The following is a 13,581-nucleotide window of genomic DNA, read 5'->3' as shown; positions in this document are numbered from 1 at the left end:
TCAATTCTCCACTCAGCCAGTTGTGGAGACAACCCGAAGAGGTGCGCGATCGTTCCGGCATGTTCCGTCAGACTTGAGGAACATCGCCGGAAACGGGTGGTTCTCTCAACTTCAAATCCCGGAAACCAAATACCGGAAAACGAAGGGCCGCCCTTGATGTCCCAGACCGTCTCCGACTTCATCGTTCAACGTCTGCATCAATGGGGCGTGCGCCACCTCTTTGGCTATCCTGGCGATGGCATCAACGGCGTGTTCGGAGCCCTTCAGCGTGCTGAGGGCAAGATCGGCTTTGTTCAGACCCGGCATGAGGAGATGGCCGCTTTCATGGCGAGCGCCTATGCGAAGTTCTCTGGCCAACTCGGGGTCTGTATCGCAACTTCGGGCCCCGGCGCCTCGCATCTGATCACCGGGCTCTACGATGCCCTGCTGGATCACCAGCCCGTGCTCGCGATCGTCGGCCAGCAGGCACGCAATGCGCTGGGCGGGCAATATCAGCAGGAACTCGATCTCGTCTCCATGTTCAAGGATGTGGCTGGCGCCTACGTCATGCAGGCCTCCTCGCCGGCGCAGATCCGGCATCTGATCGATCGATCGATCCGGATCGCGCTGGCCCGGCGGACGCCAACGGTGATCATCCTGCCCAACGATATCCAGGAGGAGCCCTACGAGGACCCGCCGCGCGCTCACGGCACTCTGCACTCCGGCATTGGCTATAGCGCTCCAAGCATCAAGCCTCGTGACGCTGACCTCGACCGTGCCGCCGAGGTGCTCAATGCCGGCAAGAAGGTCGCGATGCTCATCGGCGCCGGCGCGCTCCACGCCACCGAGGAGGTGATCGCGGTCGCCGACCGCTTGTCCGCCGGCTGCGCCAAGGCGCTGCTCGGCAAGGCGGCGCTCCCCGACGATCTCCCCTGGGTCACCGGCTCGATCGGCCTGCTCGGCACCGAGCCCAGCTACAACATGATGATGGAATGCGACACGCTGCTGATGGTCGGCTCCGCCTTTCCCTATGCCGAATTCCTGCCGAAGGAAGGCGCGGCGCGCGGCGTGCAGATCGACATCGACGCAGGCATGATGTCGATCCGCTTTCCCATGGAGGTCGGCCTCGTCGGCGATGCCGCCGAGACGCTGCGCGCCCTGCTGCCGCGACTGAAACCCAAGAGCGATGGCGCCTGGCGCCAGGGTATCCAGGACGACGTCGCGAAATGGTGGAAGACGCTCGATGATCGGGCACATCAGCCCGCAGCACCGGTCAATCCGCAGCTCGTCGCCTGGGAGCTGTCTCCGCGCCTGCCCGACCGCGCCATCGTCACCAGCGATTCCGGCTCCTGCGCCAACTGGTTCGCGCGCGACCTGAAGATGGGCCGCGGCATGACGGCCTCGCTCTCAGGCGGGCTCGCCTCGATGGGTGCCGCGGTGCCCTATGCGCTCGCCGCGAAATACGCCCATTCCGACCGCCCGGTGATCGCCCTCGTCGGCGACGGCGCGATGCAGATGAACAACATGGCGGAGCTGATCACCGCCGCCAAGTATTGGCGCGACTGGAAGGATCCGCGCTTCATCGTCTGCGTCTTCAACAATGAAGACCTCAACCAGGTGACCTGGGAGCAGCGCGTCATCAACGGCGATCCGAAATTCGAGGCATCGCAGCGCATACCAAACGTGTCCTATTCGCGCTTTGCCGAACTGATCGGCCTCTCCGGCATCTATGTCGACAGCCCGCGGCTGCTGGGCTCGGCCTGGGAGCAGGCGCTGGCGAGCGAGATGCCGGTGGTGCTGGAGGTGAAGACCGATCCCGAAGTGCCGCCGCTGCCGCCGCACATCACCTTGCAGCAGGCCAAGAACTTCTCGCTTGCGCTGCTGAAGGGCGATCCCAACGAGAGCGGAGTGATCAAGGGGGCGGCGCGGCAGGTGCTGGAAAAGATCCTACCTGGAAACGAATGAGGTGAAGCATGAGCGATTTCCGCGATATCCAGCACGGCGTCAACGATCCCGTGGATGGCCTCGACGTGAAGCGGCAGATCAACGACAACCGGACGCCGCATGAACGGGCACAACGCCATGCAGACGTGCGTGCCGAGGCCACTGCCAGGCCGAGCGAGCCATTTCTGCCCGAACGGCTTCGGCGCAAGCCTACCGATCCAATCAACCCGCGGAGCGGGCGGAGACCGACGGATTAGCCGTTAGGAACTCCGGCCGCTGCAGTGTGTTGGTGGGCGCAACGTCGCGCGGCGAGAGGCTGCGCGCCCATTCGGAGGGATCGGACCATGAAACGAATGATTATCGCAGCTGCTTGCGTGCTGCTCGCAGGCCCCGCACTCGCCCAGTCGCTCGGCGAGAAAACCGGCGTCAACTCGGCGCTCGGCGTCGCGCCCGCCACCGCCGACTTCGTCAAGGAAGTCGCCATCAGCGATATGTTCGAGATCGAGTCGAGCAAGCTCGCCGAGCAGAAAGGCGACGCGCAGGAGAAGACCTTTGCGCAACAGATGGTGACCGACCACACCAAGACCAGCAGCGAACTTAAGGGCCTTGTCAGCGGCGGCAAGGTGCAGGCGACGCTGCCGACAGCACTCGACAGCTCGCATCAGAGCAAACTCGACAAGCTCAAGAGCGCGAATGGCAAGGACTTCAGTTCGGATTACAATTCGTACCAGGTCAGCGCCCATGAGGACGCGGTCTCGCTGTTCGAGCGTTACGCCAAGGGCGGCGACAATTCCGACCTGAAGGATTGGGCCGGCAAGACGCTGCCGGCGCTCAAGCACCATCTCGACATGGCCAAGGAGCTCGGCAAGGCGCCGAGCGTCGGTCAGACCAAGTAAACATCTTACGAGGGCGCCGGCCCTACCGGCGTCCTCTCGTTTTGCAACGATGCCTGTCTCCGCGCAGTGAGATCGAAGATCGCGGAGATCGTCATGACACATCACGACAAGACTTCAGTATCCCGCCGGCACGTCGTCCAAGCGGCGAGCGCAACGCTCGCTGCTGCTTCGCTGGCCTCTTCGACAGCGGAGGCATGACGCCGCTCGGCCGTTCCGGCCAGCCCGCCGAACTGGCCTCGATTTATGTGCAGCGTGCCGCGGCCGACGCGAGCAATGCGACCGGCTAGGTGTATGGGTCCGCTGGTGGATCGGGACAGCCGTAGTCGGCGCGGCAGACTTATGCCACGAGGCAGAGCCCAGGAACCTTCTTTGTCTCCGGGCTTTACAAAACTGTCATGAAGGACATCACGCTTGCAGACCGATGGCATTAGTAGAGGTTAAACCTAGCCGGATCGACACCGCGATCGCGGATACGATCGCTGATCACACCAATTCAGGCATCGAGCACACGGCGCAGACATTGACCTGGGCTGCCGACGAGCACGTGCTGCTCGCGCTGGCCGCGGCAGGGTGGCTCTACACTCATATTTGGCAGCCCCAACAGCGCCCCGTTGCAAATCACGTTGTGGCCGTGTCGCTGGCGACTGCCGTCCTCCCGCATGTCCTGAAATCCATATTCGATCAGACCAGGCCAGACCGGCTGACCATACGCGGACACCGACATGGAGTACCCATCTCAGGACAGGCGCGCGACGCCTTCCCGTCCGGTCACGCGGTCCATATGGGCGCACTTGCCTCGGCGGCGGGCCTGCTGCCGAAAACGCCGCGTCGGTTGGTGCGTGCGATTGCGGTCGCACTTTCGCTGACACGGATTGCGGTACTCGCGCATTGGGCAAGCGACGTCGTCGCAGGCTTTGCGCTGGGCGCGGCTGTAGAGAGACTCTTGCGGCCATGGACACTGACGCAATCGTTGCGCAAGCAGCTCACTTGGCGGAAACGGCCATGACCGAATATGTCGTGCGCTTCATCGCCGGTGGCATCATCGTCTCCGCTTTTGCGATCTTGGGCGATATGCTCAAACCCAAAAGCTTTGCGGGGTTGCTCGGCGCAGCACCGTCAGTTGCACTGGCGACGCTCGGCATCGCCGTCGTCCAGCACGGCCCGCAATACGCCGCGGCAGAAAGCTGGACGATGATCTATGGCGCGGTCGCGCTCGGCTGCTACAGCGTCGTCGTCTGCCATCTGCTGATCAGATACTGTGTGTCCGCGCTGCCGGCGACCGTCCTTGCTGGTATCGTGTGGCTTGCGGTCGCCTTCGGCCTGCTCGCCGGCTTTGGAGGTGCGGCCTGATGCCGGTCAAGCTGTCGCTCTCCGCGCTGAAGCAGACGCGCTGGTACGAATACGGCATTCGTTTCCTGCTCGGTGGCCTGGCGACCGTGCTCACGGGGGTTCTGGGAGCGCGCTTCGGTGTTTCCGTCGGCGGACTTTTCCTTGCGCTTCCCGCCATCTTCTGCGCGAGCGCAACGCTGGTCGAAAGCCATGAACGCCGCACCAAGGAGAAGGCCGGCCTCAGCGGCACGCGCCGCGGACAAGAGGCCGCCGGGCTCGACGCGGCTGGTGCCGCCTGGGGAAGCATCGGTCTCCTGGCATTCGCCGCCGTCTTTCATGTTACCGTGGCCGCAAGCGTTCCGGGCGCTTTCGCCGCCGCGTTGATAGCTTGGGCCGTGGTTTCGGTATTGGCCTGGGGGCTCAGGCGCAAGCTGCGCATCGTCTCCCGCAAACCGCCCCGGTCAGCCCATTCGCCATCAGCAAAGGATTCTCCCCTTACGAAGCGTTAGCCCGCTTTGGCATGCATTGACGGCTGCAATCTCGGCGGTTGAAGGCCCGGGCTGTTGGCCCAGCGCTCGACCTGCTCGATGACCTTCTGGTGGCTGGGGCGCACCGGCCTGGGTGCTTCGCTCTCTTCGACATGTGTGCGGGGCAATCTGACTTCGTTCGTCATGACGTCTCTCCCATTTGCCGGGAGTATACACCTGTCAAAGGATCCCTGCATCACATAAGTTATTGATTTCGTTATATTTTTTGGCTAACTTGGCGTCATAGCCGCATCTTGTGGAACCGCGGCCGAATGAGTTCGTTGAGTAAACTACTCAACTTGCTCATTTTGGGTGATTGATCATGAACGACCTTCGCGCCGAGCGGCTCCAGGTCATGCTGTCACCGGAAGAACTGGCCGCGGTGGACGACTTCCGGTTCAAACATCGCATGCCGACGCGAGCCGCGGCCGTGCGCGAGCTCCTGAAGCTCGGACTGGCCACCGCCGCAGTCGATGCAGGGGCGAATGTCAAATCGAGCAGGTTCGGAGTTTTCGGGCGCGGCCCGGACGGCCATACGCAACCGCATCCCGAGCGCGGCTCCGAGGATTAGTCCAGCCTGATGCTCAAGCAAACGGCCCCGGCACGGGGTGCCAGGGCCGTCCTTGGAGATTACTTCCGGATCACCGGGGGCATGACAACCGGAAGCAATCCCTCGACTCTTCGCGTGCGAATTCGTTCCTGAAGGAATTAGCCGCTCGGCGCGTCGCCGGAATCATCGGGCGCCATGCCGGAACCGGGCGTCTTGCTGTTGTCGTTCAGCTTGGGATCGCGCGTGGCCTCACGAGAGGGCGAGCCCTTTGGCTCCGACTTGTGCACGGTCTGCGCACGCTGCTTGTCCCGCGGCTGCTGTTCACCACGCTGATCTCTGATGATGCCTTGGTCGGAATGGGCCATGATAGCTCTCGCCTCTTTGCTGTCTCGAAGCGCTTACGCGCCGGAGCGTCGAAGGTTCCGACCCGCGAGATCAGACTGCTAACTGTGCGCTGAGTGCACCGGGGTCGATGCATTTTCGTGATGCACCTGCCGCACTGTCGTCACGGTGGCGAACGCGACCGACACGCCAAAGGCGAGGATGAGCGAAAGAAGAGCCAGACGTGGAGCCATTGCAAAAACCTCCTGAAATAGGAAATCAACGCGATCGACTGTTACGAATGATCCTGCTTGTTGTCCGTGCGCAGTCTCACACGCAGATCCACGAACACGACAGAATTACGCATCCTGCTTTTGAGGCCTGCGCGTTGGAACGGGCGGCACCTCGCCGTCGAGCCAATCCTGCTCGTCGGCAAGTGCCGTCCACGCATTCGCCATGCGCAGAAAACGATTGTGTGCCGGCTGTGCTTCGGCCCTCTCGGCGAGCTGGAGGCAGTTGTCGGCGTTATCCCTGAAGATCTCGGACTGTTTCATCAACATGAATTGGGGACGGAACCGACGCGTCGCAACCGCCCTTACCGGATCGTAACATCTGCGGAACTTTCGACCGCCGTCCGCCATTAGACGTCCATGCGGATTCTTCTCGCGATGGTTTTGGCGTTCATCAGCACTGCACCGCTTGCCGACAGCACCGGAGAGCGACGGCCGACCGGCCGCACGCCGACCGCAACCGAGACCATCAGCGACCTCTACACTTTCAGCCGCTTTCAGCAGGGCTTGCTGGAGAGCACCGACCTGAAGGGCAATGCCGAGGTCAAGAACCTCGCCGCCCTGCGCGCCGAAGAAGCAGCCCGGCGCGACAAGGCCCTGAAACAGATTCAGGAGACGATCGGCACCGAACCGCGCGTCGCCAAGACGACCTCGGCGAGCGCGAGCCTGGTCGAGCCCGAAACTTCGGACGGACCGACTTTCGTCAGAAGCTTCTATGCCGCGCAGATTCCCGAGTATGAATCGGTGATCGACCTGCTCGAGCGCTATCTGAAGGCGCCCGACAATGCCGCGCTTGCAACATTCGCGCGCGAGCAGCTCCCACTGTTGCGCTCACAGGTCAAAGACGCCGAGCGCACCATGGCAGACAAGTAGCCGTTTATTTATTGTTCGGATGACTTTGCTGGCTCTCCGGCCGCACGGTGCGGTCGCTCTCCGGCATCCGGTCCCGGCCGGCATCCCCATTGTCATCCTTGCCGCCCGAAGACGAGGTGCCGCTACCGCTGGGATTGGACCGGGTCGACGCACCCGTAGTTGGTGTGTCCGCGCGTGGGGTGGCGGAGCTTGCGGCGGGGTCGCCGGTCACCGCACCACGGCCGCTGGGCGCGCCGCCTTGTGCGAACGCCGATCCAGCCAACAACATCACGGTGCCGATCACGGCAAATCCTGCTTTCATGTGCGCTCTCCCTGTATTCGAGGCTAACAGCAGGACCAGCGGTCCGTTCCGGAAGCGATGACCGAGGCCCGAAACGGGCCCCCAAGGTGTCTTCCCTCGGCAGAAATCAGGAACCCAATGGAACCATTCCGAGGTATCGCTATTATGTTAATCGGGCTGAGCAAAGCAGGTTCCACGTCCTGGCGCCGTAACGTTGGCGCTTGATTTCGAATTTGGCTGACGCTCTATTTTGATAATCCGCGTCTTGCCTGGGAATCGGCTGACGCCTGCGGGGGACAAATTATGAGCGACCTCGATCCCGGATCTGCATCACGTTCCGGTCGTCGCGTTCCAAAGCCAAAAACCAACGGCATGTCGGAGCCCGATTCCCGGGCAGAATTGCTGCTCGCCCTGCAGGCCATGCGCAACGGCGATTTCTCCGTGCGCATGAGCGGCGACTATCTCGGCATCGACGGCAAGCTCGCCGACACTTTCAATGACATCATCGCCGCCAATCAGCGCATGGCGCAGCAGCTCGAACTGGTCGGCCAGGTGGTGGGCCGCGAGGGCAAGACCCGCCAGCGCGTGAAGTTTGGGCTGGCCTCCGGCTCCTGGGCCGACATGGAAGGCTCGGTCAATACGCTGATCGACGATTTGCTGTGGCCAACGCGCGAGGTGACGCGCGCGGTCGCAGCCGTGGCGCAGGGCGACCTGCTCCAGACCGTCAAGCTCGACGTCGATGGACGCCCCCTGCGCGGCGAATTCCTGCAGTCGGCGACTATCGTCAACACCATGATCAAGCAGCTCGGCGTGTTCACCTCAGAGGTGACGCGCGTGGCGCGCGAGGTCGGCACCGAAGGCAAGCTCGGCGGCCAGGCCCAGGTCCCGGAAGTGACCGGCGTCTGGAAGGATCTGACCGAGAGCGTCAACTCGATGGCGAACAACCTGACCAACCAGGTTCGCAACATCGCCGAGGTGACGATCGCAGTTGCGAACGGCGACCTCTCGAAGAAGATCACGGTCGACGTCCGCGGCGAGATCCTTCAGCTCAAGGAAGCCATCAACACGATGGTGGACCAGCTCCGCTCCTTTGCCTCGGAAGTGACGCGCGTGGCGCGCGAGGTCGGCACCGACGGCAAGCTTGGCGGCCAAGCCATCGTGCCAGGCGTCGCCGGCACCTGGAAGGATCTCACCGACAGCGTCAACGCGATGTGCGGCAATCTCACCGCACAGGTGCGCAACATCGCCAACGTCACCACCGCCGTGGCTCGCGGCGACCTGTCGCGCAAGATCACGGTGGACGTGCGCGGCGAAATCCTGGAGCTGAAGGACACCATCAACACCATGGTGGACCAGCTCAACTCGTTCGCCTCGGAAGTGACGCGCGTGGCGCGCGAGGTCGGCACCGAAGGCAAGCTCGGCGGCCAGGCGCAGGTGCCGGGCGTCGCGGGTACCTGGAAGGACCTCACCGACAACGTCAACTTTATGGCGTCGAACCTCACCGCGCAGGTCCGCAACATCGCCGACGTTGCCACCGCCATCGCGAGCGGCGACCTCTCCAAGAAGATCACGGTGAACGTCTCGGGCGAAATCCTTCAGTTGAAGGAAACGCTCAACACCATGGTCGACCAGCTCAACGCCTTCGCCGGCGAAGTCACGCGCGTCGCGCGCGAGGTCGGCACCGAGGGCCGGCTCGGCGGCCAGGCCAACGTGCTCGGCGTCGCCGGCACCTGGAAGGACTTGACCGAGAGCGTCAACTCGATGGCCTCGAACCTCACCGCGCAGGTCCGTAACATCGCCGAGGTGACGACCGCGGTCGCGGGCGGCGATTTGTCGAAAAAGATCACCGTCGATGTCCGCGGCGAGATCCTCGAGCTGAAAGACACCATCAACACCATGGTGGACCAGCTCAACGCCTTTGCCGGCGAAGTCACGCGCGTTGCCCGCGAGGTCGGCACCGAAGGCAAACTCGGCGGCCAAGCCCAGGTGCGCGGCGTCGCCGGCACCTGGAAGGATCTCACCGACAGCGTCAACTCGATGGCCTCGAACCTGACCGGCCAGGTCCGCAACATCGCCGAAGTCGCGACCGCGGTGGCCAAGGGCGATTTGTCGAAGAAGATTACCGTCAACGTGTCAGGCGAAATCCTTCAGCTGAAGGAAACGCTCAACACCATGGTGGACCAGCTCAACGCCTTCGCCGGCGAAGTCACGCGCGTCGCGCGCGAAGTCGGCACCGAAGGCAAGCTCGGCGGCCAGGCCGAAGTCCCCGGCGTCGCCGGCACCTGGAAGGACCTCACCGACAGCGTCAACTCGATGGCGGGCAACCTCACCGCCCAGGTCCGCAACATCGCCGAAGTTGCGACCGCGATCGCCGGCGGCGACTTGTCGCGCAAGATCACCGTGGACGTGCGCGGCGAGATCCTTCAGCTCAAGGACACGCTGAACACGATGGTCGACCAGCTCAACCGCTTCGCGGGCGAGGTGACGCGCGTGGCGCGCGAGGTCGGCACTGAAGGTCGGCTCGGCGGCCAGGCCAACGTGCCCGGCGTCGCCGGCACCTGGAAAGACCTCACCGACAGCGTCAACTCGATGGCGGGCAACCTCACCGCCCAGGTCCGCAATATCGCCGAAGTCACCACTGCCGTGGCGCGCGGCGACCTCTCGCGCAAGATCACCGTCGACGTCCGTGGCGAGATTTTGGAGCTGAAGAATACCATCAACACCATGGTGGACCAGCTCAACGGCTTTGCCGGTGAAGTGACGCGCGTGGCGCGCGAAGTCGGCACCGAAGGCAAGCTCGGCGGCCAGGCCGAGGTGCCCGGCGTTGCCGGCACCTGGAAGGATCTCACCGACAACGTCAACTTCATGGCCTCGAACCTCACGGCTCAGGTCCGCAACATCGCCGAGGTCGCGACCGCGATCGCCGGCGGCGACCTGTCGAAGAAGATCACGGTGGACGTGCGTGGCGAAATTCTGCTGCTCAAGGACACCTTGAACACCATGGTCGAGCAGCTCCGCTCCTTCGCCGCGGAAGTGACGCGCGTCGCGCGCGAGGTCGGCACCGAGGGCCGGCTCGGCGGCCAGGCCGTCGTGCCCGGCGTCGGCGGCACCTGGAAGGACCTCACCGACAACGTCAACCTGCTGGCCGCGAACCTCACCACCCAGGTCCGCAACATCGCCGAAGTCACCACCGCCGTCGCGCGCGGCGACCTGTCGCGCAAGATCACCGTCGACGTGAAGGGCGAAATTCTCGAGCTCAAGAACACCATCAACACCATGGTGGACCAGCTCAATGCCTTCGCCGGCGAAGTCACGCGCGTTGCCCGCGAGGTCGGCACCGAAGGCGAACTCGGCGGCCAGGCCCAGGTGCCCGGCGTCGCCGGCACCTGGAAGGATCTCACCGACACGGTCAACTTCATGGCGGCGAACCTGACCGAGCAGGTCCGCGGCATCGTCAAGGTGGTGACCGCGGTCGCCAACGGCGATCTCAAGCAGAACCTCACCGTGAAATCGAAGGGCGAGGTCGCGGCGCTCGCCGACACCATCAACAACATGACCGAGACGCTCGCGACTTTCGCCGACCAGGTGACGTCGGTGGCGCGCGAGGTCGGCGTCGAGGGCAGGCTCGGTGGTCAGGCCGACGTGCCCGGCGCCGCGGGCACCTGGAAGGACCTCACCGGCAACGTCAATTTGCTGGCAGCCAACCTCACCTCGCAGGTGCGTGCGATTGCGGAAGTGGCGACCGCCGTGACCAAGGGCGACCTGACGCGGTCGATCCAGGTCGACGCCCGCGGCGAGGTCGCAGAGCTGAAAGACAACATCAACACGATGATCACGAACCTCCGTCTCACGACGGACGTGAACACCGAGCAGGATTGGCTGAAGACCAATCTGGCGAAATTCACCAACATGCTTCAGGGCCAGCGCGACCTCACCACCGTCGGTCGCCTGCTGCTGACCGAATTGTCGCCGCTGGTGAACGCGCATACCGGCGTGATCTACCAGGTCGAGAATGAAGAGAATCCGCGGCTCCTGCTGCTTGCCTCCTATGCCGGCGACGGCGTCTATCCGTATCCGCGCGTGCTGCCATTCGGCGACGGCCTGATCGGCCAATGCGCGCTCGACCGGCGCCCACGCGTGATCGCGGACATTCCGCCCGACGTGGTGCCGATCAATTCGGCGCTGCTTCGCGTCGCGCCGAAGAACCTCGTGGTGCTGCCGGTGCTGTTCGAAGGCCAGGTCAAGGCGGTCATCGAGCTCGCCTCGCTCACCTCCTTCACGACCTCGCAGATGACCTTCCTGGAGCAGCTCACGGACTCGATCGGCATCGTGCTCAACTCGATCGAGGCGACGATGCAGACCGAAGGCCTGCTCAAGCAGTCGCAGCAGCTCGCCGGCGAGCTCCAGACCCAGCAGCGCGAATTGCAGCAGACCAACGACCAGCTCGAACAGAAGGCGCAGCAGCTCGCCGAGCGCAACGTCGAAGTCGAGCGCAAGAACCAGGAGATCGAGCAGGCCCGCCGCGCACTGGAGGAAAAGGCAACCGAGCTCGCGCTGACCTCGAAGTACAAGTCCGAATTCCTCGCCAATATGAGCCACGAGCTGCGCACGCCGCTGAACTCGATCCTGATCCTGGGCCAGCAGCTCACCGACAATCCGGACGGCAATCTTACCGGCAAGCAGGTCGAATTCGCCCGCACCATCCATGGCGCCGGCACCGACCTGCTCAATCTCATCAGCGACATTCTCGATCTCTCCAAGATCGAGTCCGGTACGGTGACGGTCGACGCCGAGGAAATCCTGACCGCGAATCTGCTCGAGACGGTCGGGCGGCCGTTCCGTCACGAGGCGGAGAACCGCAATTTGTCGTTCAAGATCGACGTCGATCCGAATCTTGCGCGCAGCCTCGTCACCGATTCCAAGCGCCTGCAGCAGGTTTTGAAGAACCTGCTCTCCAACGCCTTCAAGTTCACCGCCGAAGGCGAGGTGCGCCTGAAGGTCGCCGCCGCGGTCGGCGGCTGGGGCACGGATCATCCCGTGCTGAACTCGGCGCCGGCCGTGATCGCATTCGAAGTGTCCGATACCGGCATCGGCATTCCGCTGGAGAAGCAGAAGCTGATCTTCGAGGCGTTCCAGCAAGCGGATGCCGGCACCAGTCGCAAATATGGCGGTACCGGCCTCGGCCTTGCGATCAGCCGCGAACTCGCAAGCCTGCTCGGCGGCGAGATCCACCTGCGCAGCTTGCCGGGCAAGGGCTCGTGCTTCACGCTTTACCTGCCGCTGAAATATTCCGGCCCGACGCTCGCGCCCCGCGCAACGCCCCAACAGAGCCAGCCGCCGGCGCTGCAGCCCGCGACAGCCGAACCGCAGCGCGTGATCGAGCAGCTTCCCGACGACCGGCTCAACCTCGAACCCGGCGATAGCATCCTCCTGATCGTCGAGGACGACCCGCACTACGCGCGCGTGTTGGTCGACCTCGCCCGCGACAAGGGATTCAAGGTGCTGGTCGCGGCCCGCGGCGCGGAGGCGCTGGAGCTTGCAAAGCAGTACCAGCCGAGGGCTGTCTCGCTCGACGTATTCCTGCCGGATATGCTCGGCTGGACCGTGTTGAGCCAGCTCAAGCACAATCCGCTGACCCGCCACATCCCCGTGCAGATCATCACGCTCGACGAGGACCGCCAGCATGCGCTGGCGCGCGGCGCCTTCTCCTTCGTCAACAAGCCGACGACGACCGAGGGTGTCTCGGCCGCGCTGACCCAGATCAAGGAATATGCGCGACCGCGGCGCAAGCGGCTGCTCATCGTCGAGGACAACGAGGCCGAGCAGCTCTCGATCCGCGAGCTCCTGCATCACGACGACATCGAGATCGTGACGACCGGCACCGGTGCCGACGCGCTCTCGATGCTGCGTGAGAACCCCTGTGATTGCGTCGTGCTCGACCTGCGCCTGCCCGACATGACCGGCTTCGAGGTGCTGGACCAGATCCGCAATGACGAGGCGCTCTCGAACGTTCCGGTGGTCGTCTTCACCGGCCGCGAGCTGTCGGCCGAGGAAGATGCGGAGCTCCACACCATGGCGCGGAGCATCGTTGTCAAGGGCGTGGAATCGCCGGAGCGCCTGCTCGACGAGACCGCGCTGTTCCTGCACCGCGTGATCACGGAGTTGCCGATCGAGAAGCAGCGCATGCTCGAGAAGCTGAACAGTTCCGACGAAGACCTGATCGGCAAGACCGCCCTGCTCGTCGACGACGACGCCCGCAACATCTTCGCGCTGTCGAGCGTGCTGGAGCGGCGCGGCATGAAGGTGCTGACGGCCACGACCGGCAACGAGGCGGTGGCCCTGGTCGAATCCAACCCGGAGATCGCCATCGTGCTGATGGACATCATGATGCCGCAGATGGATGGCTATCAGACCATCGGCGTCATTCGTGAAAACCCCATCTTCGCCCGTCTTCCGATCATCGCGTTGACGGCCAAGGCCATGAAGGGCGACCGCGAGAAATGCCTCGAGGCCGGCGCGTCTGACTATCTCGCCAAACCCGTCAACACCGATCAATTGCTGCTTGCAATCCGCATGTGGCTGCACCGCTGAG

The 13,581-nt window shown here is 63.8% G+C and carries 13 protein-coding genes and 1 pseudogene; 10 read left to right on the top strand and 4 right to left on the bottom strand.

Annotated features, from left to right (window positions below):
* Positions 1-156: 156 nt before the first annotated feature.
* From ACIPUD_RS35585 to ACIPUD_RS35555, 7 genes and pseudogenes are all read left to right on the top strand, one after another.
* On the top strand, positions 157-1,944 hold the full coding sequence (locus tag ACIPUD_RS35585; RefSeq protein ID WP_446482493.1) for a thiamine pyrophosphate-requiring protein: 1,788 nt from the start codon (positions 157-159) through the stop codon (positions 1,942-1,944).
* Positions 1,945-1,952: 8 nt separating this feature from the next.
* Positions 1,953-2,180 (top strand): hypothetical protein, encoded by a 228-nt coding sequence (locus tag ACIPUD_RS35580; RefSeq protein WP_446482492.1) that lies wholly within the window; start codon positions 1,953-1,955, stop codon positions 2,178-2,180.
* An 87-nt stretch (positions 2,181-2,267) separates the two neighbouring features.
* Positions 2,268-2,819: a DUF4142 domain-containing protein gene (locus ACIPUD_RS35575; protein WP_446482491.1), complete on the top strand. Its 552-nt coding sequence runs from the start codon at positions 2,268-2,270 to the stop codon at positions 2,817-2,819.
* Between the two features lie 188 nt (positions 2,820-3,007).
* Positions 3,008-3,106: pseudogene (locus tag ACIPUD_RS35570) on the top strand (SDR family oxidoreductase); the annotation flags it as partial.
* A gap of 134 nt (positions 3,107-3,240) precedes the next feature.
* Positions 3,241-3,825 carry a phosphatase PAP2 family protein gene (locus ACIPUD_RS35565; protein WP_247298602.1) on the top strand — a complete coding sequence of 195 codons (585 nt, stop codon included), beginning with the start codon at positions 3,241-3,243 and terminating at the stop codon, positions 3,823-3,825.
* Entirely contained in the window at positions 3,822-4,169 is a 348-nt protein-coding gene (locus tag ACIPUD_RS35560; RefSeq protein ID WP_018456208.1) for a DUF3147 family protein, read from the top strand. The genes ACIPUD_RS35565 and ACIPUD_RS35560 overlap by 4 nt, the downstream gene beginning before the upstream one ends.
* Positions 4,169-4,657, top strand: a complete 489-nt coding sequence (locus tag ACIPUD_RS35555; RefSeq protein ID WP_247298599.1) for a DUF3147 family protein — start codon at positions 4,169-4,171, stop codon at positions 4,655-4,657. The genes ACIPUD_RS35560 and ACIPUD_RS35555 overlap by 1 nt, the downstream gene beginning before the upstream one ends.
* On the opposite strand, the gene ACIPUD_RS35550 is transcribed toward ACIPUD_RS35555, so the two are convergent.
* The gene (locus ACIPUD_RS35550) at positions 4,654-4,821 is read right to left on the bottom strand and encodes a hypothetical protein (RefSeq protein ID WP_162847273.1); all 168 of its coding nucleotides are present in this window, start codon (positions 4,819-4,821) and stop codon (positions 4,654-4,656) included. The genes ACIPUD_RS35555 and ACIPUD_RS35550 overlap by 4 nt on opposite strands.
* A gap of 176 nt (positions 4,822-4,997) precedes the next feature.
* On the opposite strand from ACIPUD_RS35550, the gene ACIPUD_RS35545 reads away from it, so the two are divergent.
* Complete coding sequence (locus tag ACIPUD_RS35545; protein WP_018456205.1) at positions 4,998-5,246, top strand: hypothetical protein; 249 nt, start codon at positions 4,998-5,000, stop codon at positions 5,244-5,246.
* A gap of 137 nt (positions 5,247-5,383) precedes the next feature.
* On the opposite strand, the gene ACIPUD_RS35540 is transcribed toward ACIPUD_RS35545, so the two are convergent.
* Positions 5,384-5,590 (bottom strand): hypothetical protein, encoded by a 207-nt coding sequence (locus tag ACIPUD_RS35540; protein ID WP_007594775.1) that lies wholly within the window; start codon positions 5,588-5,590, stop codon positions 5,384-5,386.
* 315 nt (positions 5,591-5,905) lie between these two features.
* Entirely contained in the window at positions 5,906-6,100 is a 195-nt protein-coding gene (locus tag ACIPUD_RS35535; RefSeq protein ID WP_026233106.1) for a hypothetical protein, read from the bottom strand.
* Positions 6,101-6,196: 96 nt separating this feature from the next.
* Here ACIPUD_RS35535 and ACIPUD_RS35530 point away from each other — a divergent pair, with 96 nt between their 5' ends.
* Positions 6,197-6,709, top strand: coding sequence for a DUF4142 domain-containing protein (locus ACIPUD_RS35530; RefSeq protein WP_085352567.1), 513 nt, complete (start codon positions 6,197-6,199; stop codon positions 6,707-6,709).
* A 4-nt stretch (positions 6,710-6,713) separates the two neighbouring features.
* Here ACIPUD_RS35530 and ACIPUD_RS35525 read toward each other — a convergent pair whose 3' ends face one another.
* Positions 6,714-7,010 carry a hypothetical protein gene (locus tag ACIPUD_RS35525; protein WP_446482490.1) on the bottom strand — a complete coding sequence of 99 codons (297 nt, stop codon included), beginning with the start codon at positions 7,008-7,010 and terminating at the stop codon, positions 6,714-6,716.
* A 282-nt stretch (positions 7,011-7,292) separates the two neighbouring features.
* Here ACIPUD_RS35525 and ACIPUD_RS35520 point away from each other — a divergent pair, with 282 nt between their 5' ends.
* Positions 7,293-13,580 (top strand): HAMP domain-containing protein, encoded by a 6,288-nt coding sequence (locus tag ACIPUD_RS35520; RefSeq protein ID WP_085361356.1) that lies wholly within the window; start codon positions 7,293-7,295, stop codon positions 13,578-13,580.
* Position 13,581: the final 1 nt, after the last annotated feature.

The sequence above is a fragment of the Bradyrhizobium sp. CAR08 genome (assembly GCF_052871955.1).
This window is presented reverse-complemented; position numbering and strand designations above follow the sequence as displayed.

Excerpts from the sequence above, each read along its gene's own strand:
- ACIPUD_RS35585 (WP_446482493.1), top strand. The coding sequence starts at position 157 with ATGTCCCAGACCGTCTCCGACTTCATCGTTCAACGTCTGCATCAATGG.
- ACIPUD_RS35580 (WP_446482492.1), top strand. The coding sequence starts at position 1,953 with ATGAGCGATTTCCGCGATATCCAGCACGGCGTCAACGATCCCGTGGAT.
- ACIPUD_RS35575 (WP_446482491.1), top strand. The coding sequence starts at position 2,268 with ATGAAACGAATGATTATCGCAGCTGCTTGCGTGCTGCTCGCAGGCCCC.
- ACIPUD_RS35565 (WP_247298602.1), top strand. The coding sequence starts at position 3,241 with ATGGCATTAGTAGAGGTTAAACCTAGCCGGATCGACACCGCGATCGCG.
- ACIPUD_RS35560 (WP_018456208.1), top strand. The coding sequence starts at position 3,822 with ATGACCGAATATGTCGTGCGCTTCATCGCCGGTGGCATCATCGTCTCC.
- ACIPUD_RS35555 (WP_247298599.1), top strand. The coding sequence starts at position 4,169 with ATGCCGGTCAAGCTGTCGCTCTCCGCGCTGAAGCAGACGCGCTGGTAC.
- ACIPUD_RS35550 (WP_162847273.1), bottom strand. The coding sequence starts at position 4,821 with ATGACGAACGAAGTCAGATTGCCCCGCACACATGTCGAAGAGAGCGAA.
- ACIPUD_RS35545 (WP_018456205.1), top strand. The coding sequence starts at position 4,998 with ATGAACGACCTTCGCGCCGAGCGGCTCCAGGTCATGCTGTCACCGGAA.
- ACIPUD_RS35540 (WP_007594775.1), bottom strand. The coding sequence starts at position 5,590 with ATGGCCCATTCCGACCAAGGCATCATCAGAGATCAGCGTGGTGAACAG.
- ACIPUD_RS35535 (WP_026233106.1), bottom strand. The coding sequence starts at position 6,100 with ATGAAACAGTCCGAGATCTTCAGGGATAACGCCGACAACTGCCTCCAG.
- ACIPUD_RS35530 (WP_085352567.1), top strand. The coding sequence starts at position 6,197 with ATGCGGATTCTTCTCGCGATGGTTTTGGCGTTCATCAGCACTGCACCG.
- ACIPUD_RS35525 (WP_446482490.1), bottom strand. The coding sequence starts at position 7,010 with ATGAAAGCAGGATTTGCCGTGATCGGCACCGTGATGTTGTTGGCTGGA.
- ACIPUD_RS35520 (WP_085361356.1), top strand. The coding sequence starts at position 7,293 with ATGAGCGACCTCGATCCCGGATCTGCATCACGTTCCGGTCGTCGCGTT.